At 41.8% G+C, this 19,025-nt stretch carries 19 protein-coding genes; 15 read left to right on the forward strand and 4 right to left on the reverse strand.

Going from position 1 to position 19,025, the window contains the following annotated elements:
- Positions 1–2 precede the first annotated feature (2 nt).
- Positions 3–2,096 carry a type IA DNA topoisomerase gene (locus OZP11_RS02500; RefSeq protein WP_281233667.1) on the forward strand — a complete coding sequence of 698 codons (2,094 nt, stop codon included), beginning with the start codon at positions 3–5 and terminating at the stop codon, positions 2,094–2,096.
- On the forward strand, positions 2,086–2,964 hold the full coding sequence (locus tag OZP11_RS02505; RefSeq protein WP_281233668.1) for an ORF6N domain-containing protein: 879 nt from the start codon (positions 2,086–2,088) through the stop codon (positions 2,962–2,964). The genes OZP11_RS02500 and OZP11_RS02505 overlap by 11 nt, the downstream gene beginning before the upstream one ends.
- Before the next feature lie 94 nt (positions 2,965–3,058).
- Here OZP11_RS02505 and mobC read toward each other — a convergent pair whose 3' ends face one another.
- The 4 genes from mobC to OZP11_RS02525 all read right to left on the reverse strand — a co-directional run bounded on the left by mobC (position 3,059) and on the right by OZP11_RS02525 (position 8,410).
- Complete coding sequence (mobC, locus tag OZP11_RS02510) at positions 3,059–5,077, reverse strand: conjugal transfer protein MobC (protein ID WP_281233669.1); 2,019 nt, start codon at positions 5,075–5,077, stop codon at positions 3,059–3,061.
- 102 nt (positions 5,078–5,179) lie between these two features.
- Positions 5,180–6,469 carry a conjugal transfer protein MobB gene (gene mobB / locus OZP11_RS02515; protein WP_281233670.1) on the reverse strand — a complete coding sequence of 430 codons (1,290 nt, stop codon included), beginning with the start codon at positions 6,467–6,469 and terminating at the stop codon, positions 5,180–5,182.
- Positions 6,470–6,471: 2 nt separating this feature from the next.
- Positions 6,472–6,909 (reverse strand): conjugal transfer protein MobA, encoded by a 438-nt coding sequence (gene mobA / locus OZP11_RS02520; protein WP_281233671.1) that lies wholly within the window; start codon positions 6,907–6,909, stop codon positions 6,472–6,474.
- A gap of 421 nt (positions 6,910–7,330) precedes the next feature.
- Positions 7,331–8,410, reverse strand: a complete 1,080-nt coding sequence (locus OZP11_RS02525) for an IS110 family RNA-guided transposase (protein ID WP_253785194.1) — start codon at positions 8,408–8,410, stop codon at positions 7,331–7,333.
- Between the two features lie 800 nt (positions 8,411–9,210).
- On the opposite strand from OZP11_RS02525, the gene OZP11_RS02530 reads away from it, so the two are divergent.
- From OZP11_RS02530 to traM, 13 genes are all read left to right on the forward strand, one after another.
- Positions 9,211–9,978, forward strand: a complete 768-nt coding sequence (locus OZP11_RS02530) for a ParA family protein (RefSeq protein ID WP_281233672.1) — start codon at positions 9,211–9,213, stop codon at positions 9,976–9,978.
- Positions 9,979–9,982: 4 nt separating this feature from the next.
- Positions 9,983–10,420, forward strand: a complete 438-nt coding sequence (locus OZP11_RS02535; RefSeq protein ID WP_281233673.1) for a DUF3408 domain-containing protein — start codon at positions 9,983–9,985, stop codon at positions 10,418–10,420.
- A gap of 10 nt (positions 10,421–10,430) precedes the next feature.
- Entirely contained in the window at positions 10,431–10,703 is a 273-nt protein-coding gene (locus OZP11_RS02540) for a DUF3408 domain-containing protein (RefSeq protein ID WP_281233674.1), read from the forward strand.
- A gap of 2 nt (positions 10,704–10,705) precedes the next feature.
- A complete protein-coding gene (locus OZP11_RS02545) occupies positions 10,706–11,344 on the forward strand; it encodes a conjugal transfer protein TraD (protein ID WP_281233675.1) in 639 nt (212 codons plus the stop codon).
- Between the two features lie 210 nt (positions 11,345–11,554).
- Positions 11,555–11,860, forward strand: coding sequence for a DUF4134 domain-containing protein (locus OZP11_RS02550; RefSeq protein WP_281233676.1), 306 nt, complete (start codon positions 11,555–11,557; stop codon positions 11,858–11,860).
- Positions 11,861–11,868: 8 nt separating this feature from the next.
- Entirely contained in the window at positions 11,869–12,201 is a 333-nt protein-coding gene (locus OZP11_RS02555) for a DUF4133 domain-containing protein (RefSeq protein WP_281233677.1), read from the forward strand.
- The gene (locus tag OZP11_RS02560) at positions 12,198–14,702 is read left to right on the forward strand and encodes a TraG family conjugative transposon ATPase (RefSeq protein WP_281233678.1); all 2,505 of its coding nucleotides are present in this window, start codon (positions 12,198–12,200) and stop codon (positions 14,700–14,702) included. The genes OZP11_RS02555 and OZP11_RS02560 overlap by 4 nt, the downstream gene beginning before the upstream one ends.
- A 27-nt stretch (positions 14,703–14,729) precedes the next feature.
- Positions 14,730–15,362 (forward strand): DUF4141 domain-containing protein, encoded by a 633-nt coding sequence (locus OZP11_RS02565; RefSeq protein WP_281233679.1) that lies wholly within the window; start codon positions 14,730–14,732, stop codon positions 15,360–15,362.
- A 1-nt stretch (position 15,363) separates the two neighbouring features.
- The gene (gene traJ, locus OZP11_RS02570; RefSeq protein ID WP_281233680.1) at positions 15,364–16,359 is read left to right on the forward strand and encodes a conjugative transposon protein TraJ; all 996 of its coding nucleotides are present in this window, start codon (positions 15,364–15,366) and stop codon (positions 16,357–16,359) included.
- Between the two features lie 19 nt (positions 16,360–16,378).
- The gene (traK, locus tag OZP11_RS02575) at positions 16,379–17,002 is read left to right on the forward strand and encodes a conjugative transposon protein TraK (protein WP_281233681.1); all 624 of its coding nucleotides are present in this window, start codon (positions 16,379–16,381) and stop codon (positions 17,000–17,002) included.
- Between the two features lie 9 nt (positions 17,003–17,011).
- The gene (locus OZP11_RS02580) at positions 17,012–17,440 is read left to right on the forward strand and encodes a hypothetical protein (protein ID WP_281233682.1); all 429 of its coding nucleotides are present in this window, start codon (positions 17,012–17,014) and stop codon (positions 17,438–17,440) included.
- Positions 17,441–17,459: 19 nt separating this feature from the next.
- Positions 17,460–17,729, forward strand: coding sequence for a nitrogen regulatory IIA protein (locus OZP11_RS02585; protein WP_281233683.1), 270 nt, complete (start codon positions 17,460–17,462; stop codon positions 17,727–17,729).
- A gap of 4 nt (positions 17,730–17,733) precedes the next feature.
- Positions 17,734–19,014: a conjugative transposon protein TraM gene (gene traM, locus OZP11_RS02590; protein ID WP_281233684.1), complete on the forward strand. Its 1,281-nt coding sequence runs from the start codon at positions 17,734–17,736 to the stop codon at positions 19,012–19,014.
- The last annotated feature ends 11 nt before the right edge of the window (positions 19,015–19,025 follow it).

Raw genomic sequence — 19,025 nt, forward strand, 5'->3', positions numbered from 1 at the left:
ATATGATAACAATCATTACAGAAAAGCCCAGTGTAGCAAGGGAAATAGCCGTTATAATCAGAGCCACCGAAAAAAAAGATGGCTACCTGAAAGGTAACGGCTATTTTGTTACATGGGCGTTAGGCCATCTCATAGGATTAGGAATGCCCGAAGATTATGGCATCACGGGATTTGATAAAGGATCACTTCCGATAGTCCCAAAACCTTTTTTGTTGACTGTCCGAAAGGTCAGTAAAGATAAGGGCTACTCTGCCGATACAGGTGCAGTAAAACAACTGAAAATCATTGAAGAACTCTTTAATAATAGCGATAGCATTATAGTTGCTACCGATGCGGGACGTGAGGGCGAGCTTATTTTCAGGTACATTTACGAATACCTGAAATGCACCAAACCCTTTGAACGTCTTTGGATAAGCTCCCTTACCGAAAAAGCCATTAAACAAGGCTTTGATAATCTCAAAGACGGAAAAGAATTTGACGGATTATATAAGGCAGCCCAAGCCAGGAGCCGTGCCGACTGGCTAGTGGGTATCAATGCTACACAAGCGCTCTCCATTGCAGCAGCCAACGGGGTTTATTCACTCGGAAGAGTGCAGACACCTACGTTGGCTTTAATATGCAAACGCTATCTGGAAAACAGGAGTTTCAAAGTAAAAAATTACTGGCAGATACAGTTGTCCCATAGCAAAGAAATGATAGATTTTAAAAGTATCTCAAAAAACAAATGGGAAGACAAAAAACTAGCCGGTGATGTGATAAAAGCCATTGCGCGAAGCCAAACGGCAATAATTACATCACAAGTGACCAAAAGCGTTACAGAGCAACCGCCTTTATTGTTCGACCTTACCGGTCTGCAAAAGGAGGCCAATAAAAAATTAAACCTTTCTGCCGAAGAAACTCTAAACATTTCCCAGAGTCTTTACGAACAGAAATTTATCACATACCCACGTACCGCAAGCAAACACATTGCTGAAGATATGTGGGCAGAGATTCCCAACCTTGTAAGAGCTTTACAAAAGAGGGAAAATATTAAACAAAACTTATGTCAAATTAAATGGCGCCGTTTTAATAAACATATCGTCAACGATTTGCGCGTAACTGACCATCATGGATTATTAACTACTGATAAAATCCCATCTGCCCTGACTCCAAAGGAAAATGCGGTTTATAATATGATTGCATATCGATTACTCGAAGCCGTTTCACAACCCTGCATCAAAGAGATAACTGATGTCGACTTACAGGTACTGCATTATGATTTTACATCAAAAGGCTGTAAGATTATAGAATCCGGGTGGCGTTCCATTAAAGGCAGTTTCCTCGATGATGATAGAGAACATGTAATGGATTTGCCTGAGCTGAAAAAGGACGATGAACTTAAAATAAAAGAAGCTTCTATTCTGGAAAAGAAAACCAAACCGCCTGTGCTTTACACTGAAGCAGGCCTTTTGTCAGCTATGGAAAGTGCCGGAAATAATATCGAAAATCAAGGTGAGCGAAAGGTTTTGCAAAATTTAGGTATCGGCACTGCAGCTACAAGGGCATCAATTATCGAAATATTGTTTACCCGTAATTACATAAATAGGGAAAACAAATCTTTGGTACCAACCGAAAAGGGATTATTGGTATATGAACTCGTCAAAGACAAAAAAATAGCACATGTGGCGATGACTGCTCAATGGGAACTTGCATTGGAAAAAATCGAAAACAACGAATCAGATGCCGGAACATTTCAAAGGGAAATGGAAAATTACGCTGCATCTATTGTCAATGAATTGCTGCAGACTCCTATTGCCAAAAGCTGCTTGCCAGACCTCATCTGCCCCAAATGTAAAAGCCAACAGCTTATCATACGTGACAAAATAGTAAAGTGTCCTGATGAAACTTGTAGCTGGGTGCAGTTCCGCAATGTCTGCGGTGCGAAAATCAGTATAGACAATATTAAAAGTCTTGTCAGCAAGGGTACAACTTCACTGATCAAAGGAATGAAAAGCAGGTCTGGAAAGAAATTCGATGCATACATCGTACTGAATGATAATGCCGAAGCTATATTTAAATTTGCAAAAAACAAAAGCTTCCCAAGTAATGGAAAATAAACCTACCATTAGCACTATGGAAATCAGAAATCTGATTTATTCCATAAATGGAAAGCAAGTGATGCTGGATAGCAACCTTGCTTCATTGTATCAGGTGGAAACAAAGAACCTAAACAAAGCTGTAAAAAGGAATATAGAAAGGTTTCCTGCATCGTTTTGCTTTCAACTAAACGAAGAGGAAGCTGAAATCTTGAGGTTCCAGATTGGAACCTCAACCTTGAGTTATGGTGGAAGACGCTATTTACCTTATGTCTTTACGGAACAGGGTGTTGCAATGGCATCTGCTATACTCCGTTCTCACATTGCCGTTAAGGTCAGTGTAGAAATTATGGAAGCCTTTGTAGAAATGCGTAGAATCCTTATAAGCAACGCCTCTCTTTTTCATCGATTGGATAAAATTGAACTCAAACAATTAGAAGCGGACCAAAAATTTGAAGAAATTTTTAAGGCTTTAGAAAGCGATAAGCTTCATAGCGAAAAAGGTATTTTCTATAACGGGCAGGTTTTTGATGCCTATGCCTTTGTTTCCGATATTATCCGAACTGCCAAAAACTCTATTATCCTGCTTGATAATTATGTCGATGACACAGTACTAACTTTACTGGGTAAACGCAGCGATGATGTCACCGCAACTATTTATACCAAAAATATCAGCAATCAGCTGCGGCTGGATGTGCAGCGATACAATAGCCAATATCCCAGGATTGAAATCGAAATTTTCTCTGATGCTCACGACCGTTTTTTGATAATTGACGATACTGAACTCTATCACATCGGAGCCTCGCTCAAAGATCTGGGCAAAAAATGGTTTGCTTTTTCGAGAATGGATATTGAGGTTGGCAAAATGCTGCAAATATTGAATAATTAAATAAATAAACCCTCTGAATTACCAGAGGGGTTTGTTATATTTTAGATTTATAGAAAAGCTTGGCCATGGTCAAAACTTTAACTTAGAATCTCATTTACTCGCTCTTCTTAGTGCTATCGTTTTGTATCAAATGCTTTAAATTGGGATCATTCTTTATACGTTCCATTTCGGTTTCTATAACCAGTACAACATCCTTTTTTATCTGTCTGTAATTATCCTCTATTGACTGTTTCATATTGTCTTTCCCATCTTCGTCAATAAAAGATAAGATTTCCGGTATTTTTTGATACCCTTTAGTTTCGCAAGCAACCTTTTCATTATCCACTACAATCTCAGCATGGAAGATTTTCTGCTCAATACGTTCCTCAAAATTGTCCGATACAGAGCCAACAAAAAAGCCTTGTGTCAGTGTGGATATTTTGGAAGCTGGTATAAGACTATCCAATTGAGTTGATATTGAAGTTGATGTATCGTTGCGGTTGATGCTCATACTCTGCCTTTTCTGCAATACTTTCCCGAATCTTTCCGACAGGCTTTTTGCAGTTTCTCCGACCACTTGGCCGCTAAAAATATTACCTACGGTGTTCTGAATTACCTTGCTCTCTTTGTCGCCATAATCCCTTGTCAGCTGCGAATAATCCTGAAAGCCCAAACAAACAGCCACCTTATTACTTCTAGCGGTTGCAATAAGGTTATCCAATCCCCTAAAGTATATAGTAGGCAACTCGTCTATAATAACCGAACTCTTCAACTGACCCTTTTTGTTAATAAGCTTAACGATACGGGAATTGTATAATCCCAGCGCAGCAGAATAGATATTTTGGCGGTCTGGATTATTGCCTACGCATAATATCTTAGGTTCTTTGGGATTGTTGATGTCCAATGAAAAATCATCGCCTGTCATAACCCAGTAGAGTTGCGGCGAAATCATTCTTGAAAGAGGAATTTTTGCAGAGGCTATCTGTCCCTGTAATTGGTCTTGTGCGCCTCCCTGCCAGGCATCCATAAATGGCGACAGATAGTTTTCCAAGTCGGGATATGAGGTTAAAATCGTGAATACGTCAGAATATTTTTTATTCAAGAGTTCAATAGCGTGTGGGAACGTACAATACTTACCGTCGTCATAAATTTTCAGGTACCAAATGATTGCAGCCAAAAGGATAATCGGGCTTTCGACGAAAAAATCGCCCTGCTTCTGTATCCAGCTACGATTGAGGTTTAGCATTATGGTATATGCTGCTTCGTAAGCATCCGAGATATCCGTCATGAAATCGGGATTAAGAGGATTGCAACGGTGGCTCTTTCGGGGGTCATCAAAGTTGATGACATAGAATTTTGGTTGTGCTTTGTATTTATCGCTGTGCTTTAATAAATGATTATATGCAATGGTAGAAAGATCATCAAATTTGAAATCGTAGATGTACATTGAGAAACCTTTCTCAATCTGCTGTTTAATATAATTGTTTACGATTGCGTATGATTTTCCTGAGCCCGGAGTACCTAAGACAATCGTTGCTCGAAAAGGATTGACTATGTTAATCCACCCATTGTTCCATTTTCCTTTGTAATAAAACTTCGTGGGTAGATTGACAGAATATTCATTTTCCATCAATGTAGTTTCCTGCATAAAACTTTCGTTCTCGTTATTGAAAACATCGTCCATGAGATTGTTACGAAGCAGTCGGCTCATCCAGACTCCGGCAACCATTAAAGCGATATATCCTAAACCAGTTGTAACGATATAAGAAATTGCAGCGGTATTGATTGATAGCTTTAATAAAGCTGTGTTCAGAAAAAACAGAATAAACCCAATTGCCAAAGCAATATAAATTTTAGCCCAGGTTATCTTCTGGTTCTTAACTCCTTTTGAACCCAGGCAGCTTAAAGCTAATAACAACAAGGCAAATACTTTGGTATAAAGAGTATGCGAGAACAATCCCGCGGTACGCTGAAAATTGTCTAATATTTTGTTGATTACCTCTAGTGTCCAGCCCCTATCTATAAAGTAACCGTAGCAAAACCAATAAAGGTGCATCAGTATCAATAAGATACCTACTGCCCGCATAAAAGCCATAATTTTGGCTAATCCTCTTACATCATCTTCTCCCTGCATTATTTTAATTTTTAATGTGAGGGCATGAATTTAAAGGCTGTTCAGCTAGGCTATTTCAATGTGGAAATCATAGGCGGTGTGTGGCAGTGTTTGGCTGAATTCTTATTTCTGTCCTCTTTTGCGGTTTCTTTTTTTCTTCAATCTATTAGCAAAATCCTGTTCCTGGTAATCTTCTCCCTGAGCTTCTGGAAATAAGCCACCAAATGCATCAAGCAAATTCTCTTCATCTTTTTCGGCAGTATTAAGGAAGTCGAACAAATGATGAGGTTCATTTGCAGGAAGATCTGTATTATTTGATGTCGATATTTTCGATTGTAGTAAAACCGGTCCTTTTATTTCAGGTTCGATATTGTTGTTCCAATAATCATTAAAAGTATTGGCAGAAAACTCTTTTCCTAATCTTGAACCGTTCCACACTGTTTTAGAATTATGGTCTATAAAGGTAATTCCGTAAATACGTCCTGTATCATTTCTCCGTGCTACCACGTTAATTCCTTGCTCCCGTAACTGTTTTTTAAAAGCATCCTCGTCACTTGTTGATTGCACGGCAATGGTAACGGCAGCTTTAATGGTCGGCTTTGCCAGATGGTCTTTTAAACTTTCTTTGCATTTTGCATAATGGAATTCCAGAGCCGGAAGTCCGGCATTCTTTCCAAATAAAGAAGCCTTGAAAGGATGTCCAGCTCTTTCGCCTTTTTCATCCAAAGGTATATATAACAAACCCTGCTGCATTTTTCCTTTCAACTCGCCCTGCACTTTTTCGGTGGTAATATTAAAAAGAGAAAGCAAAGCATTAAATTCTCCTAAAGTTTGGAATTGATAATAGTTAGCCAGGTGACGAACTACGGAAGCTATCTGACTTTTAACATCACCTGCCTTATAATCTACAGGACGGAAAACCTTGTCTATCTGTTTATGCTCTTTATCTGTTGCAGGTATCAATCCATATTTCCTTTCAAGTTCACGGCAGACGTTCATAGAGCGCATTTTCTCATAACTATCCGAAATCTTTTTACCCTGTTCATCAACGCACACCGATACAATATGGATATGGCTACGGTCAATATCAGTATGTTTGAACACAACATAAGGCTGCAGTCCGTAACCCATTTCCTGCATATACGCATCTGCCATTTCCATGAACCTGTCGTCACTTACTTTGTCTTTCGGATCGGGATTAAGCGAGATATGCAACGTATGTTTCTCTGTATTGCGGTTGGCAATGAGATAAGGAGTAAAAGATTGGGCTAATTGTGCAACGGAATAATTACCGCTAGCGGTTTCAATTATCTTATTGCCAAACAATATCTCCCCTTTTTCATTCTCAACTTTGAGCTGGTTGTAGGCTAAAGCTCCGTATAAATTTGCGCTCCTTCCGATTTTTGCTATCATTTCTAAGGCTGTTTTTTCAGATATTTTGCGTCAAATTCTTCAGTTATCTGGATGATTTTTTGGCATAGTGCCGCCATTTCAGCAGTTTGTTTTTCCAATTTATATAGAAAAGCCGCCGCCTTTTTCTCGGAAAAATGACGGTACAATAGCTTTACAATCTGGTTATAATTCACGCCTACGGAGCGGAACTGACTATGAAACGAAGTCAACCGCATATAAAAATCAACCGTTCCTTTGTCAATTTTAATCGATTTCATCTCCCTGCTGAACAGCAGTGAGGTGATAAATTTTGCTTTGTTGGGAATTCCCGATGTTTCAAAATGTGATAAAAGTTTGGCATTTTCCGTATCTGTCAGACGAAATACATGGCGGTGGATGCTCGGGTCGCTTTTGGGCGTGCGTCCACCCTTGTGCTTTTTATTGTTATTGTTCACCCTCATTATCTATCCATTATTAAATTTTATACAAAAACCTGACTTCTATGTTGTAATCAAAGTTTTTCTTCAGTTATTTTTATTTACATCAAAAAATAATTTCCTTTGTATTAGGGAGTTGAAGGGGAAACAGGCTCTGCTGAGGAGCAACCTGTCAGCAATAGGCTTCCTGCGTTACACTGTAACAATATTTTCAGGGGATGATTTATCATCCTCTTTTTTTATTTGTTACAAGTATCGCTCAATGGCTAAAAAAACCTTTCACTCATAAATAATTACTATAAAAACAACCTTCTATCAGTAGACATTAAATGCTACATTTCGCTTTTTCAATTTTTATAGTTGAGGGCCGCAAACTTCGGATAGTAATCTAGTTACAGTCGGGGATTAAGCGGTCACCTCATATTTGTTGTTTTTATAGCTCTTATTACTTAATACCACAGGCATATATTTTTTCATTTTTCAAAACATAATAAATTCTGTTTAATAATTTCCGTGCAATTCTTATGATGGCCTTATTTGGCTGCATCCGTCTACAATATTCATTATAGGATATGGATAGAGCAGGATCAAACCGGATAGTCATCCATGCACATTCTACCAGTATTCTTTTCAATATTTTTTGCCCTCTGAATGTAATTTGTCCTATACTTTCTTTTTCTCCGCTCGAATAAAAGTTGGGAACTAATCCAATATAAGAAGCAAAAGAGTCAGTATTTTTAAAACGTGCTATATCCTCAATTTGAGTTAGTAAAGTAATTGCGCTAATTCTGCCAATTCCAGGGATACTTACCAATAAGCCAAACTGTTTACTATAGCGTTCTTCTTCGCTTAGATCTCTGATTTTTCTGTTTACCTCAAGCAATAGTTTTCGCAGACTTTCCACCTCGGAAACAAGAAACCCTAAAGAATCTATACCGTATGGTGAAGATAGTTGTACATCTTCCCTTAACCATTTGATAAAACGTTTAGTCCAGTGTGTATAAGGGCTCTTGAACTGTTCGGGCATGTCTATTCCGTAAAAGTGAAGAAAAGCTTTAACCCTGCATTTCAATCTTACCAGATCCTTTACTAACATATCCCTTGTTCTCACCAAAGAACGGTCTTCTAAAGTTTTTATTTTCAAGACGTGAATTGCATTAAGCTGTCCCGCTCTTAAGGCTCTTGCAATTTTTCTACTGTCAATGGGGTCGTTCTTTTGGAAGAGTTCTTTTTGCGAAGTTGGAACATCAGCAGCATTAATGACAATATTTTTTATTCCTAGTTCCAGTAATTGGTAATGTGCCCAAAATCCACTAAATCCTGCTTCATAAGCAGAATAATATTCACAGTCAGGGAAATTTCTTGTTAGATAATCCGCTAAAACAGTTGCACTCGGAGGCTGTGTAAAGGTTTTATGAACTATATTCTCTGTTAAGATTGTCACAGTCCAGCTTTTTAGATGTACATCTATTCCAACAAAAATTTTTTGTTCGTTTTCTCTAATTTTGATCATTAGTTCTTGCATAAGTCATTGTTTATTTGATATTTACTATTCTATATCAAATTTATAAAACCAAATAAAGGCTTATGCCTTTTCTATTGAACATTTGACAAACATAGCGACTTCGGAAGGTTTTTCCAGCCCCCGGCAAGGCAAGTTGTTTTGGGGCACTATTCGAATTTAGAGTGCCTCAAAACACAACTTGCCGTGTTCTGGTGAACACAAAAATCCGCCCTTCGGGACGGATTAGATGTAACAGGGAAAACGGCTCGAGGCTGTTCCCGTTGTCTTCCATTTTTTCAGAAGTCTTTTGCATAAATCTGTTGTTAAAATCCATCTTACAAAGTAACCCCTTGTTTACAAAAGGATTGTAATAGGTAGAAGTGCCAAACACTTCCTTTGAGCGACAACCAATACCACATAGATATAATGGACTGAAAATGATTCGTCCTTTGTTTTTAAATGTTGGCAGGAGGACAATCAGCCAATACTTCAAGACAAGTGGATTGAGCACATTACAGATTGCATATCATCTGGTTTTCATGATTGCAAGATTGCAACAATGCGGAAATTTTGGAAAGCTTGACGGCTTGCCGTGCGACTATCTTGAATTCCTGAAGGAGCGGTTGAAGGAATATAAGTAAGATGGAATTACCGCCTGACTAGATACAGGAATGAATCCAGTGATGCTGTACTTAAAAAAAGCAAGCAATCAGAAATGCCGGCCGGCATCCCTGACAGCTACCAGGTGCTAAATGGTAAGCTTGAAATCAGTGTGCCCGAAAACTGTATTGCTAGGACATATAAACTTTAAATTATCAAATATGAACACAAAAAAGAAACCTCTGTTTATCGCCTTTTCTTCTCAAAAAGGCGGTGTTGGCAAAAGTACATTTACAACCCTTCTAGCTAGTGTGCTGCACTATCGGTTGGGCTATAACGTAGCCGTATTTGATGCGGATTTTCCACAGCACAGCCTTGTGAAAATGAAGGCAAGGGATTTGGCAATGGTAATGGAAAACGAAGCTTTGAAAAAGCTAGCATATCGACAGTTTACTAACATCAATAAAAAAGCCTATCCCATCATGCCGTACAAAGCAGACAGCGCATTGGAAGCAGCTCAAGAGTTTGTAAATGATTCTCCTACTCCCGTTGATGTTGTATTCTTCGACCTGCCCGGAACCGTTAACACGCCCGGCATCCTGAAAGCATTGGCAGGAATGCACCACATTTTTAGCCCGATCACGGCTGACCGTGTGGTAATGGAAAGTACACTGATCTTCACACAGCTTTTGCAGGATGTAATTATGAAAAAAGGAGAAACTTCCATAGAAACTATTAACCTGTTCTGGAACCAGGTTGACGGCAGGGAGAGCACGCCTTTGTATAAAGTGTATAACCAACTCATTGAAGAATTAGGTTTAAGCCTTATGCAAAGCCAAATCAAGAGCAGCACACGTTTTCGCAAAGAAAGTGAAGTAGACAGCAAAACCGTTTTCCGTTCCACCATAATGCCTCCAGATGAACGCTTGATGAAAGCGTGTCAATTAGACCTGTTCATAGACGAATTTTTAAAAATTATTCAATTGTAGCTTTATGGAAAAGGAAAATAAGAGAAAAACCCCGCCGGACATTAATGAAGAACTCATGATGGACCTGATGGCTGACGGCGTCAAAAAAGAAGGGATACAGTTTCCGCCTGAGCCAATTGAAGAGACAAAAAAGATAGATGTAAAACAGGAAGAGTCACTGTCAATTAAACCTGCACAAAGGGAAAAGAACCGAGCAAAGAAAAGTGTTGACGGAAGCTATGGGGGCCACTTTTTGAAAACCCACTCAATGACCAAACGTGGAGAGAAGAGTATTTACATCCGTCAGGAATATCACGAACGTTTGTCCCGCATTGTTCAGGTAATAGGGAAAAATCAGATACCACTGTATGCTTATCTCGACAATATTCTCGAACATCATTTTGAAATATTTGAGAAAGCAATTACTGAAGATTTTAATGAGAAGTTTAAACCCATTTTTTAATATTATGATTATGAAAAATTTATTTAAGAAAACCAAGCTGCCTGTACAAATCGGGCAATACAAAGACATTTTTTTACACCCGGCAGAATTTGTAGCTAGAAACGGTAAGTCGGTATATATCAGTGACGATTTTCACAGGAAGATTTCACGTATTGTTTTTATCCTCGGCGATGGAAAAATCACAATCTCAGATTACATGTACAATGTGCTAAAGCAGCATTTTCAGGATTTTGGAGAGGACATAGAGACGCTGCATATTGAAAAACAAAAACCAATTCTTTGATTATGGAAACTCTTATTGTGATATGTCTGCTAATAGTTATAATACTGCTTCTGCAGGACAAGATTGTCATTAAGAAAAGCTTAAAGCAACAGCAGACTAAAAAGGGAAAAATTAACCCAGACCTTCCGTATATTATGGGTCAGCCCAAACCTGTGAGAAGCCTTTCAGTTTCAAACAATGCCAATGAAAGCCAAATCGAGGAAACAGCGGTAAATCCCTATAATTTTGACATTGAATACGACGAAAATGAAAACGTAGGTGTTCAAATTCCGCAGGAAGAGCTGGATGAATTTTTCAGTAATATGCCTGATTTTGAACAGGAAGAAGAAGAATGGAACAGGTACGGAATATCCGGCGCAGATGACGGTTTTGCCCAAGGGGTTACCTTCGAGGAACTAAGCTCCGTGGGGATGCTGCTTCAAAAAGATAAATTGGAGCCCTCTCAACAGGAAACAGCGATAGCTTTGGTTCAGAAAATACAGGGAACCGAATTATTCAGCCTGCTGGAAAATTCCATAGAAAGTGCTTCCCGAAAAATAGCCGAGCTATTGGACGGGAGCCTTTCTTCTGAAAAGGATTCCAGATCTTCCTATCTGCGGAACATTAATTTAAATGAATTTGATATTGGGGAGTATGTCTGAAAGGGCATACTCCCCCTTTCTCGTTAACAAAAAACGTCAAACTTAAAATGTTTGACGTTTTTTTTATGCCAAAACACTGAGAATAGCGCCACAGCTGGTCAACTGATTCCACAGACAGCCACTTCACTGCAAGCATTCGATATTCATTACACTTTTGTTGCCAGAGCCCGCGTAGTGCGGGAATACAGTAACAATCTAAAGTGTTTCATTATGCAAAAACAAAGCAAAAAATTCCTGCCGTCAGTAATCATAATACTGTCATCCTTAAAATTATCGGCGCAGGGAAACGGAACAGCAGGCATCACGGAAGCCACCCAAATGGTTACCTCCTATTTTGATCCTGCTACACAGCTCATCTACGCCATTGGAGCTGTGGTCGGTCTGATCGGCGGGGTTAAGGTGTACAATAAATTCAGCAGCGGAGATCCCGACACCTCAAAAACCGCGGCGAGCTGGTTCGGCGCCTGTATCTTCCTTATTGTCGCGGCTACCATCCTTCGCTCCTTCTTCCTTTAACCTTGCCTATGAATACTTACAACATCAACAAAGGCATAGGAAGAACAGTCGAGTTCAGGGGACTCAAGGCACAGTACCTGTTCATCTTCGCAGGAGGGCTGCTTGGGATACTTATCCTGGTCATGATTTTATACATGGCCGGGACCAGTTCCTATATCTGTCTTTTTCTCAGTACAGGCGGTGCCTCGCTCATTGTATGGCAGACCTTCTCGCTGAACAGAAAGTACGGGGAACACGGACTGATGAAAATTGGGGCAAAAAAAAGGCATCCCCGTTACATCATCTGCCGCAAGCCAGTACGACGTTATTTAAGGTCAACCGCTAAATCCAGCATTGTATGAGAAACGCAGCCAAGACTACAACACTGGAAAGCAGATTTCCGCTGCTGGCAGTAGAGAACAACTGCATCCTTTCAAAGGATGCGGATATTACCGCCTGCTTTGAAGTCCGTCTGCCTGAACTCTTCACGGTGGCTTCGGCCGAATATGAAGCGATTCATTCTGCCTGGCATAAGGCCATTAAGACCCTACCCGATTTTACGATTGTCCATAAACAGGATTGGTACATCAGGGAGAATTATGATCCTGAAATGGACAAGGATGTCCAGAGTTTTCTGGCCAGATCTTATCAGCGGCACTTTAATCAGCGCCCGTTCCTGAACCATTACTGTTATCTGTTTCTTACCAAAACCACCAAAGAGCGCATGCGGATGCAGAGCAATTTCTCCTCACTGTGCAAAGGTGTACTAATACCAAAAGAAATCAGGGATAAAGAAACAGTTCACCGTTTTATGGAAGCCGTCGCTCAGTTTGAGCGCATTATAAACGACTGCGGATTTGTCAAAATCAGCCGTATGAGCGAAGAAGACATCATCGGTGAGCAACGCAGACCGGGACTGTTGGAACAGTACCTAACCCTTTCAAAGGAATCAGGTACCTCGATGCAGGATATTGTGCTGGGCAGCGAAGAGGTACGCGTAGGAAATAACAGGCTGTGCCTTCATACGCTTTCAGACACCGACGACTTGCCCTCATCGGTATCTTCTGATACGCGATATGAAAAATTGTCCACAGACCGCAGCGACTGCCGTTTATCTTTTGCAGCTCCTGTGGGGCTACTGCTGAACTGCAATCACATTTACAACCAGTACCTGTTTTTGGACAACAGTGAGGAGAACCTGCAGAAGTTTGAAAAGTCCGCCCGAAACATGCACTCGCTGGCACGCTACAGCCGTGCCAACCAGATCAACAAAGAGTGGATAGAACGCTATCTGAATGAGGCGCATTCCTTTGGACTGTCGTCAATCCGCGCACACTTCAATATCATGGCATGGTCAGACGACCATTCCGAACTTAAACAGCTGAAGAACGACTGCGGGAGCGCACTGGCCCTTATGGAATGCAAGCCAAGGCACAATACTACTGATACCGCGGCGCTGTACTGGGCGGGTATGCCCGGCAATGCAGGAGATTTTCCAAGCGAGGAAAGCTTTTACACCTTCACTGAACCGGCATTGTGCTTCTTCACCCAAGAAACCAATTACCATGATTCCCCATCGCCATTCGGGATCAAGATGGCAGACCGGCTGACGGGAAAACCTATCCATCTGGACATTTCAGACTTACCGATGAAACGCGGTATCATTACCAACCGCAATAAGTTCATACTCGGTCCATCGGGAAGCGGCAAGTCTTTTTTCACCAATCATATGGTGAGGCAGTATTATGAACAGGGCGCTCATGTCCTGCTGGTAGATACCGGTAACTCCTATCAGGGATTGTGCGGGCTGATCAATGGAAAAACCAAAGGCGAAGACGGGGTGTATTTTACCTATACCGAGGACAATCCCATTGCCTTTAACCCTTTCTATACCGATGACGGGGTTTTCGATATTGAAAAAAGAGAAAGTATTAAGACGCTCATACTGACATTATGGAAACGTGATGACGAGCCTCCCACCCGCTCCGAGGAAGTGGCACTCTCCAATGCCGTAAGCGGCTATATCGAAAAAATTAAGAGCGATGACGTATTTCCGTCTTTCAATGGTTTTTACGAGTATGTTCAGGGAGATTACCGAAGCGTGCTGATAGAAAAACAGGTAAGGGAAAAAGACTTTGACATTGCCAATTTTCTTAATGTACTGGAGCCTTATTACAAAGGCGGCGAGTATGATTACCTGCTGAATTCCGACAAGCAGCTGGATCTGCTTTCCAAACGTTTTATAGTCTTTGAGATTGATGCGATCAAGGAGCATAAAATCCTTTTTCCAATCGTAACGATCATCATTATGGAAGTGTTCATCAACAAGATGAGAAGACTTAAAGGCATCCGAAAACTTATCTTGATTGAAGAGGCTTGGAAAGCTATTGCAAAGGAAGGTATGGCAAATTATATAAAGTATTTATTTAAGACTGTTCGGAAGTTCTTTGGCGAGGCCATTGTGGTGACCCAAGAAGTAGATGACATTATCCAGTCTCCTATTGTTAAGGAAAGCATCATCAATAATTCGGACTGCAAGATACTTCTCGATCAGCGCAAATACATGAATAAGTTTGATGAAATACAGGCCATGCTCGGACTGACAGACAAGGAAAAAGCGCAGGTGTTATCCATTAATATGAACAACGATGCATCACGTCTTTACAAAGAAGTATGGATTGGTTTGGGAGGAACGCACTCGGCAGTATATGCCACAGAAGTGTCCGCTGAGGAATATTTCGCTTACACGACAGAAGAAACAGAAAAAATGGAGGTGATGCAGCTTGCTGCTGAACTTGGCGGCAATGTAGAGCTCGCCATCAAGCAGATTGCCAGTAGGCGCCGCGAAAAGGAAAATCAGTAATCAATAACAATTTAAAAATCGATAACAATGAAAAAAATACTATTTATGGTTTCTGTGGCAATTATGCTTGCCTCGGCACCATCAGCAAAGGCCCAGTTTGTGGTTACCGATCCGGCCAATCTTGCCTCGGGGATTCTCAACAGCGCCAACGAGATCATACAGACTTCCTCTACAGTCAGCAATGTGGTCAAAAATTTCAAGGAAGTCGAAAAGGTATACAAACAGGGCAAAGAATATTACGATAAGCTGCAGGCGATTAACAATCTGGTAAAAGACGCACGCAAGGTACAGCAGACCGTCCTTTTGGTGGGTGATGTATCGGAAATGTATGTGCAAAATTTCGGAAGGATGCTTAATGATCCAAACTTTTCGGCAAGAGAACTCACCGCCATTGCCAAGGGATATTCGGCACTGCTGGGAGAGAGTACCGAGCTTTTGAAAGAACTCAAGCAGATTGTCACCTCCTCGAGCCTGTCACTCAGTGATAAGGAGCGAATGGACATTATCGACCGTGTATACAAAGAGGTAAAAGAATACCACAGCCTGGTGCGCTACTACACCAATAAGAATATATCGGTGAGTATCCTGCGAGCTAAAAAGCAGAACAGCACCAAAAGGGTTCTTGAGCTTTACGGCACCCCAAACCAAAAATACTGGTAATATGGAATTCAATAATCTTCATGAGGTCCTTCGCTCGCTGTATGATGAGATGCTGCCACTGTCCGCCGATATGGCGGCGGTGGCCAAAGGACTAGCAGGACTCGGGGCGCTGTTTTTTGTGGCCTTGAAAGTCTGGCAGGCACTCAGCCGCGCGGAACCTATTGATGTCTACCCGCTTCTGCGCCCTTTTGCACTGGGGCTCTGCATCATGTTTTTCCCGACGATCGTGCTGGGTACAATCAATGCCGTATTAAGCCCGATAGTTCAGGGAACACATAGCATTCTGGAAGATCAGGTATTGGACCTGAACGATCTTCAGGCAAAAAAAGACCTGCTGGAGCATGAAGCGATGATCCGCAATCCCGAAACCGCCTATATGGTATCGGACGAGGAGTTCGACAAGAAACTGGACGAGCTGGGCTGGTCGCCTTCGGACATCGGGACAATGGCCGGAATGTATATGGACAGGCAGACCTATCAGATAGAGAAAATAATAAAAGATTGGTTTCGCAACCTGCTCGAAATACTATTTCAGGCTGCAGCGCTGGTGATCGACACCATACGCACTTTCTTTCTCATAGTGCTGTCCATCCTCGGGCCTATCGCATTTGCCATATCAGTCTGGGACGGATTCCAGTCAACTCTTACGCAGTGGATTACAAGGTATGCCAGCGTTTATCTCTGGCTTCCTGTAGCGGACCTGTTCAGCTCGATGCTGGCCAGGATCCAGTCCCTGATCATTGAAAGAGACATAGAAATGCTTGCCGATCCCACTTTCGTTCCCGACACCTCAAACACCGTATACATCATTTTTATGATTATCGGCATAGTGGGCTATTTTACCATTCCAACAGTAACAGGCTGGATTATACAGGCAGGCGGCGCAGGAAACTTTTCACGCAACATCCACCAGACTGCCATGAAGTCCGGAAATATAGCAGGCGCTGGCGCAGGTTCGGCAGCAGGCAACATTGCCGGAAGGCTGGTCAATAAGTAATCACTAAACATTCATTAAAATGGAATTTAAAACACTCAGAAACATAGAAAACAGTTTTCAGCAAATCAGGCTGTATGCCATCTTATTTGCCGTGCTCTGTGCACTAGTGACCGGATACGCGCTTTGGAGATCGTATGGTTTCGCCGAGCAGCAGCGCCAGAAAATTTATGTGTTGGACAATGGCAAATCACTCATGCTCGCACTTGCTCAGGACGCTTCGATCAACCGTCCTGTGGAAGCCCGAGAGCACGTAAGGCGTTTTCACGAGCTGTTCTTTACCCTGGCGCCCGACAAAAATGCCATTGAAAGTAATATGAAAAGGGCATTTAGCCTTGCCGATAAAAGTGCCTTTAACTACTACAAGGACCTTTTGGAAAAAGGTTATTACAACCGGATTATATCAGGCAATGTACAGCAGCGTATCGAAATGGACAGCGTGGTCTGCAATTTTGAGACTTACCCTTATGTGGTGCGGAGCTATGCAAAGCAGATTATCATACGTTCGAGTAATGTAACCAAAAGAAGTCTGGTTACCACATGCCTACTGGTTAACTCGGTGCGCTCGGACAATAATCCGCAGGGCTTTAATATTGAAAGGTTTGCGGTGGTTGAAAACAGGGATATGGAAGTCATCAAACGTTAAAAAAATCATATGGAAGCATTATTAGATTTAGACACATTTGCGAGAATCCTGACTGAAAAAGGATTTAACGGCTATTTCCATACGCAGGGTGCGTACGCAGGAAAGTTAAAAGACAGCATCAGCGAATACCTTGAAAACTGCAAAAATGGAAAAGACAGTTTGCCTAAAGAGGACTTGCTGCTGACAGGCTACCTGCAATGGTCAGGCGAAGACAAGCCCAGTGTACGATGCATTATGCTGGTAAAATACCTGAACGGTAAATTTTCTCTCAACAGAATGGAGGTGGCAAGGAAAGACCAATTTGGACAGCTGCTGAAAAAAACGCAACTGACAAACCTGTCTGTTACATCTGCGCCCAGCGCGTCGCAGGCAGTCGCCTTGGTCAATGATGAACAGCACCAAAAAAGAGATAAATGTCCAAAGCGTTTTAAGCTTTAAGAACAAAAATAGCAAGGTTATGAATAAATTAAGAGCAAATATAAACCAATGGCTGGAAGGGCTCGACAAGAACTGGGAAGCAATGCCGATAAAAAGGCAGCATAAGGTGATACTGTACTTTTTTGCAGCCTATGTGCTGCTGACCGCAGTTGTCATTTTCAACGTATGCCGCGATACGTTATACGCAAGAAACAATATGGCTCTAGAACATATCGAAAGCCCTGCCTCGTCAGGGGAAGAAAGTCCGGCGTCCCTACAGGACTCCCTGAGGCCAATTAAAAAAAAATAGGATTATGAAAGAAAATAAAAAAAAGGTCAGCCTTCTCTCAGAAGAGGCTCGCCAAAACAGTTCCTCGTTTTTGCCTGATGAAAAAAAGACAACTGTCGAGCGTATTAAAAAGCCGCTGATTTTCACACTGATGGGAATTGTATGTATCGGCTGTATGTATCTGATCTTTAAGCCCTCGAAAGATAAAAAGCAGATCGAAAGCATTGGTCTGAACGACAGCGTGCCGCAGGCAAGCGGATCTGTGCTGCAGGCAGACAAACAGAAAGCGTATGAGCAGGAAATACTCGAAGACAAAGAAGAGCAAAAAAAGAAAGGTTTAACCACGCTGTCTGATTACTGGAATGAGGATAACGCTGAGCAGAAACAATCAATGCCTGATGACGCGGAAGAAACTAACAATCCGGCGCTGAACACGTACCGTACTGCCCAAAGCACGCTGGGCTCATTCTATCAGCAGGACAACGGAGAAACCAAGGAACTGCGCCGACAGCTTGAGGACCTGAAGCAGGAGCTCGCGCAAAAGGAAATTCCCAAAGCTGCCACGTTTGATGACCAGCTGGAACTTATGGAAAAATCCTATCAGATGGCAGCCAAATACCTTCCCTCAGGCTACGCTTCTGTCGAGCCTGCAGTCAAAAACACTGCAGTAGCAAAGACGGAATCAGAAGAGAAGAATTTTTCGGCAATGGTTCCTGCAAAAAAAAGCAAAGTCTCCTCGCTGTATCAACTTGCGTCCGATAGAAATTTTATTGCAGAATGGAACACGGGAAGAGGTATTAATTCTGCCGGTTCAATGCAAGAAACGCTTCAGCCAAGAAACAGTATCAGGGCCTGTGTGCATCAAACACAAACTATTATTGGCGAAGCAGGTGTTTCACTTCGTCTTATAGAACCTGCAATGATATCGGGGCGTATCATAGCAGCTGGCACAATAGTGACGGCAAATGCCAAGATTCAGGCAGGCCACCTGCAGTTGAAAGTCACATCCATCGAACTGGAGGGCTCCATCATTCCTGTAGACATTGCTATTTATGACCTTGACGGCCAGCAGGGAGTCCCAGTTCCTTATTCTGCCGAAAGAAGTGCCCTGACTGAAATGGCGGGCAACATGAGCCAGCAGTCCGGCACGAGCCTTATGATGACACAGTCTGCAGGACAGCAGGTGGCCGCTGACCTGAGCCGCGGGGTTGTTCAGGGCATCTCGGGCTATTTCGCCAAAAAAGTGAGGACACCTAAAGTGACCCTAAAAGCAGGACATCAGGTGTATTTGGTTTCCAAAAAATAACAGCAATCTAA

The sequence above is a fragment of the Flavobacterium gelatinilyticum genome, assembly GCF_027111295.1.
In the GTDB taxonomy this organism is placed as follows: domain Bacteria; phylum Bacteroidota; class Bacteroidia; order Flavobacteriales; family Flavobacteriaceae; genus Flavobacterium; species Flavobacterium gelatinilyticum.

Excerpts from the sequence above, each read along its gene's own strand:
- traK (WP_281233681.1), top strand. The coding sequence starts at position 16,379 with ATGGAATTTAAAACACTCAGAAACATAGAAAACAGTTTTCAGCAAATC.
- OZP11_RS02585 (WP_281233683.1), top strand. The coding sequence starts at position 17,460 with ATGAATAAATTAAGAGCAAATATAAACCAATGGCTGGAAGGGCTCGAC.
- OZP11_RS02525 (WP_253785194.1), bottom strand. The coding sequence starts at position 8,410 with ATGCAAGAACTAATGATCAAAATTAGAGAAAACGAACAAAAAATTTTT.
- OZP11_RS02540 (WP_281233674.1), top strand. The coding sequence starts at position 10,431 with ATGAAAAATTTATTTAAGAAAACCAAGCTGCCTGTACAAATCGGGCAA.
- OZP11_RS02565 (WP_281233679.1), top strand. The coding sequence starts at position 14,730 with ATGAAAAAAATACTATTTATGGTTTCTGTGGCAATTATGCTTGCCTCG.
- OZP11_RS02580 (WP_281233682.1), top strand. The coding sequence starts at position 17,012 with ATGGAAGCATTATTAGATTTAGACACATTTGCGAGAATCCTGACTGAA.
- mobC (WP_281233669.1), bottom strand. The coding sequence starts at position 5,077 with ATGCAGGGAGAAGATGATGTAAGAGGATTAGCCAAAATTATGGCTTTT.
- OZP11_RS02550 (WP_281233676.1), top strand. The coding sequence starts at position 11,555 with ATGCAAAAACAAAGCAAAAAATTCCTGCCGTCAGTAATCATAATACTG.
- traJ (WP_281233680.1), top strand. The coding sequence starts at position 15,364 with ATGGAATTCAATAATCTTCATGAGGTCCTTCGCTCGCTGTATGATGAG.
- traM (WP_281233684.1), top strand. The coding sequence starts at position 17,734 with ATGAAAGAAAATAAAAAAAAGGTCAGCCTTCTCTCAGAAGAGGCTCGC.
- OZP11_RS02530 (WP_281233672.1), top strand. The coding sequence starts at position 9,211 with ATGAACACAAAAAAGAAACCTCTGTTTATCGCCTTTTCTTCTCAAAAA.
- OZP11_RS02500 (WP_281233667.1), top strand. The coding sequence starts at position 3 with ATGATAACAATCATTACAGAAAAGCCCAGTGTAGCAAGGGAAATAGCC.
- OZP11_RS02535 (WP_281233673.1), top strand. The coding sequence starts at position 9,983 with ATGGAAAAGGAAAATAAGAGAAAAACCCCGCCGGACATTAATGAAGAA.
- mobB (WP_281233670.1), bottom strand. The coding sequence starts at position 6,469 with ATGATAGCAAAAATCGGAAGGAGCGCAAATTTATACGGAGCTTTAGCC.
- OZP11_RS02545 (WP_281233675.1), top strand. The coding sequence starts at position 10,706 with ATGGAAACTCTTATTGTGATATGTCTGCTAATAGTTATAATACTGCTT.
- OZP11_RS02560 (WP_281233678.1), top strand. The coding sequence starts at position 12,198 with ATGAGAAACGCAGCCAAGACTACAACACTGGAAAGCAGATTTCCGCTG.
- OZP11_RS02555 (WP_281233677.1), top strand. The coding sequence starts at position 11,869 with ATGAATACTTACAACATCAACAAAGGCATAGGAAGAACAGTCGAGTTC.
- OZP11_RS02505 (WP_281233668.1), top strand. The coding sequence starts at position 2,086 with ATGGAAAATAAACCTACCATTAGCACTATGGAAATCAGAAATCTGATT.
- mobA (WP_281233671.1), bottom strand. The coding sequence starts at position 6,909 with ATGAGGGTGAACAATAACAATAAAAAGCACAAGGGTGGACGCACGCCC.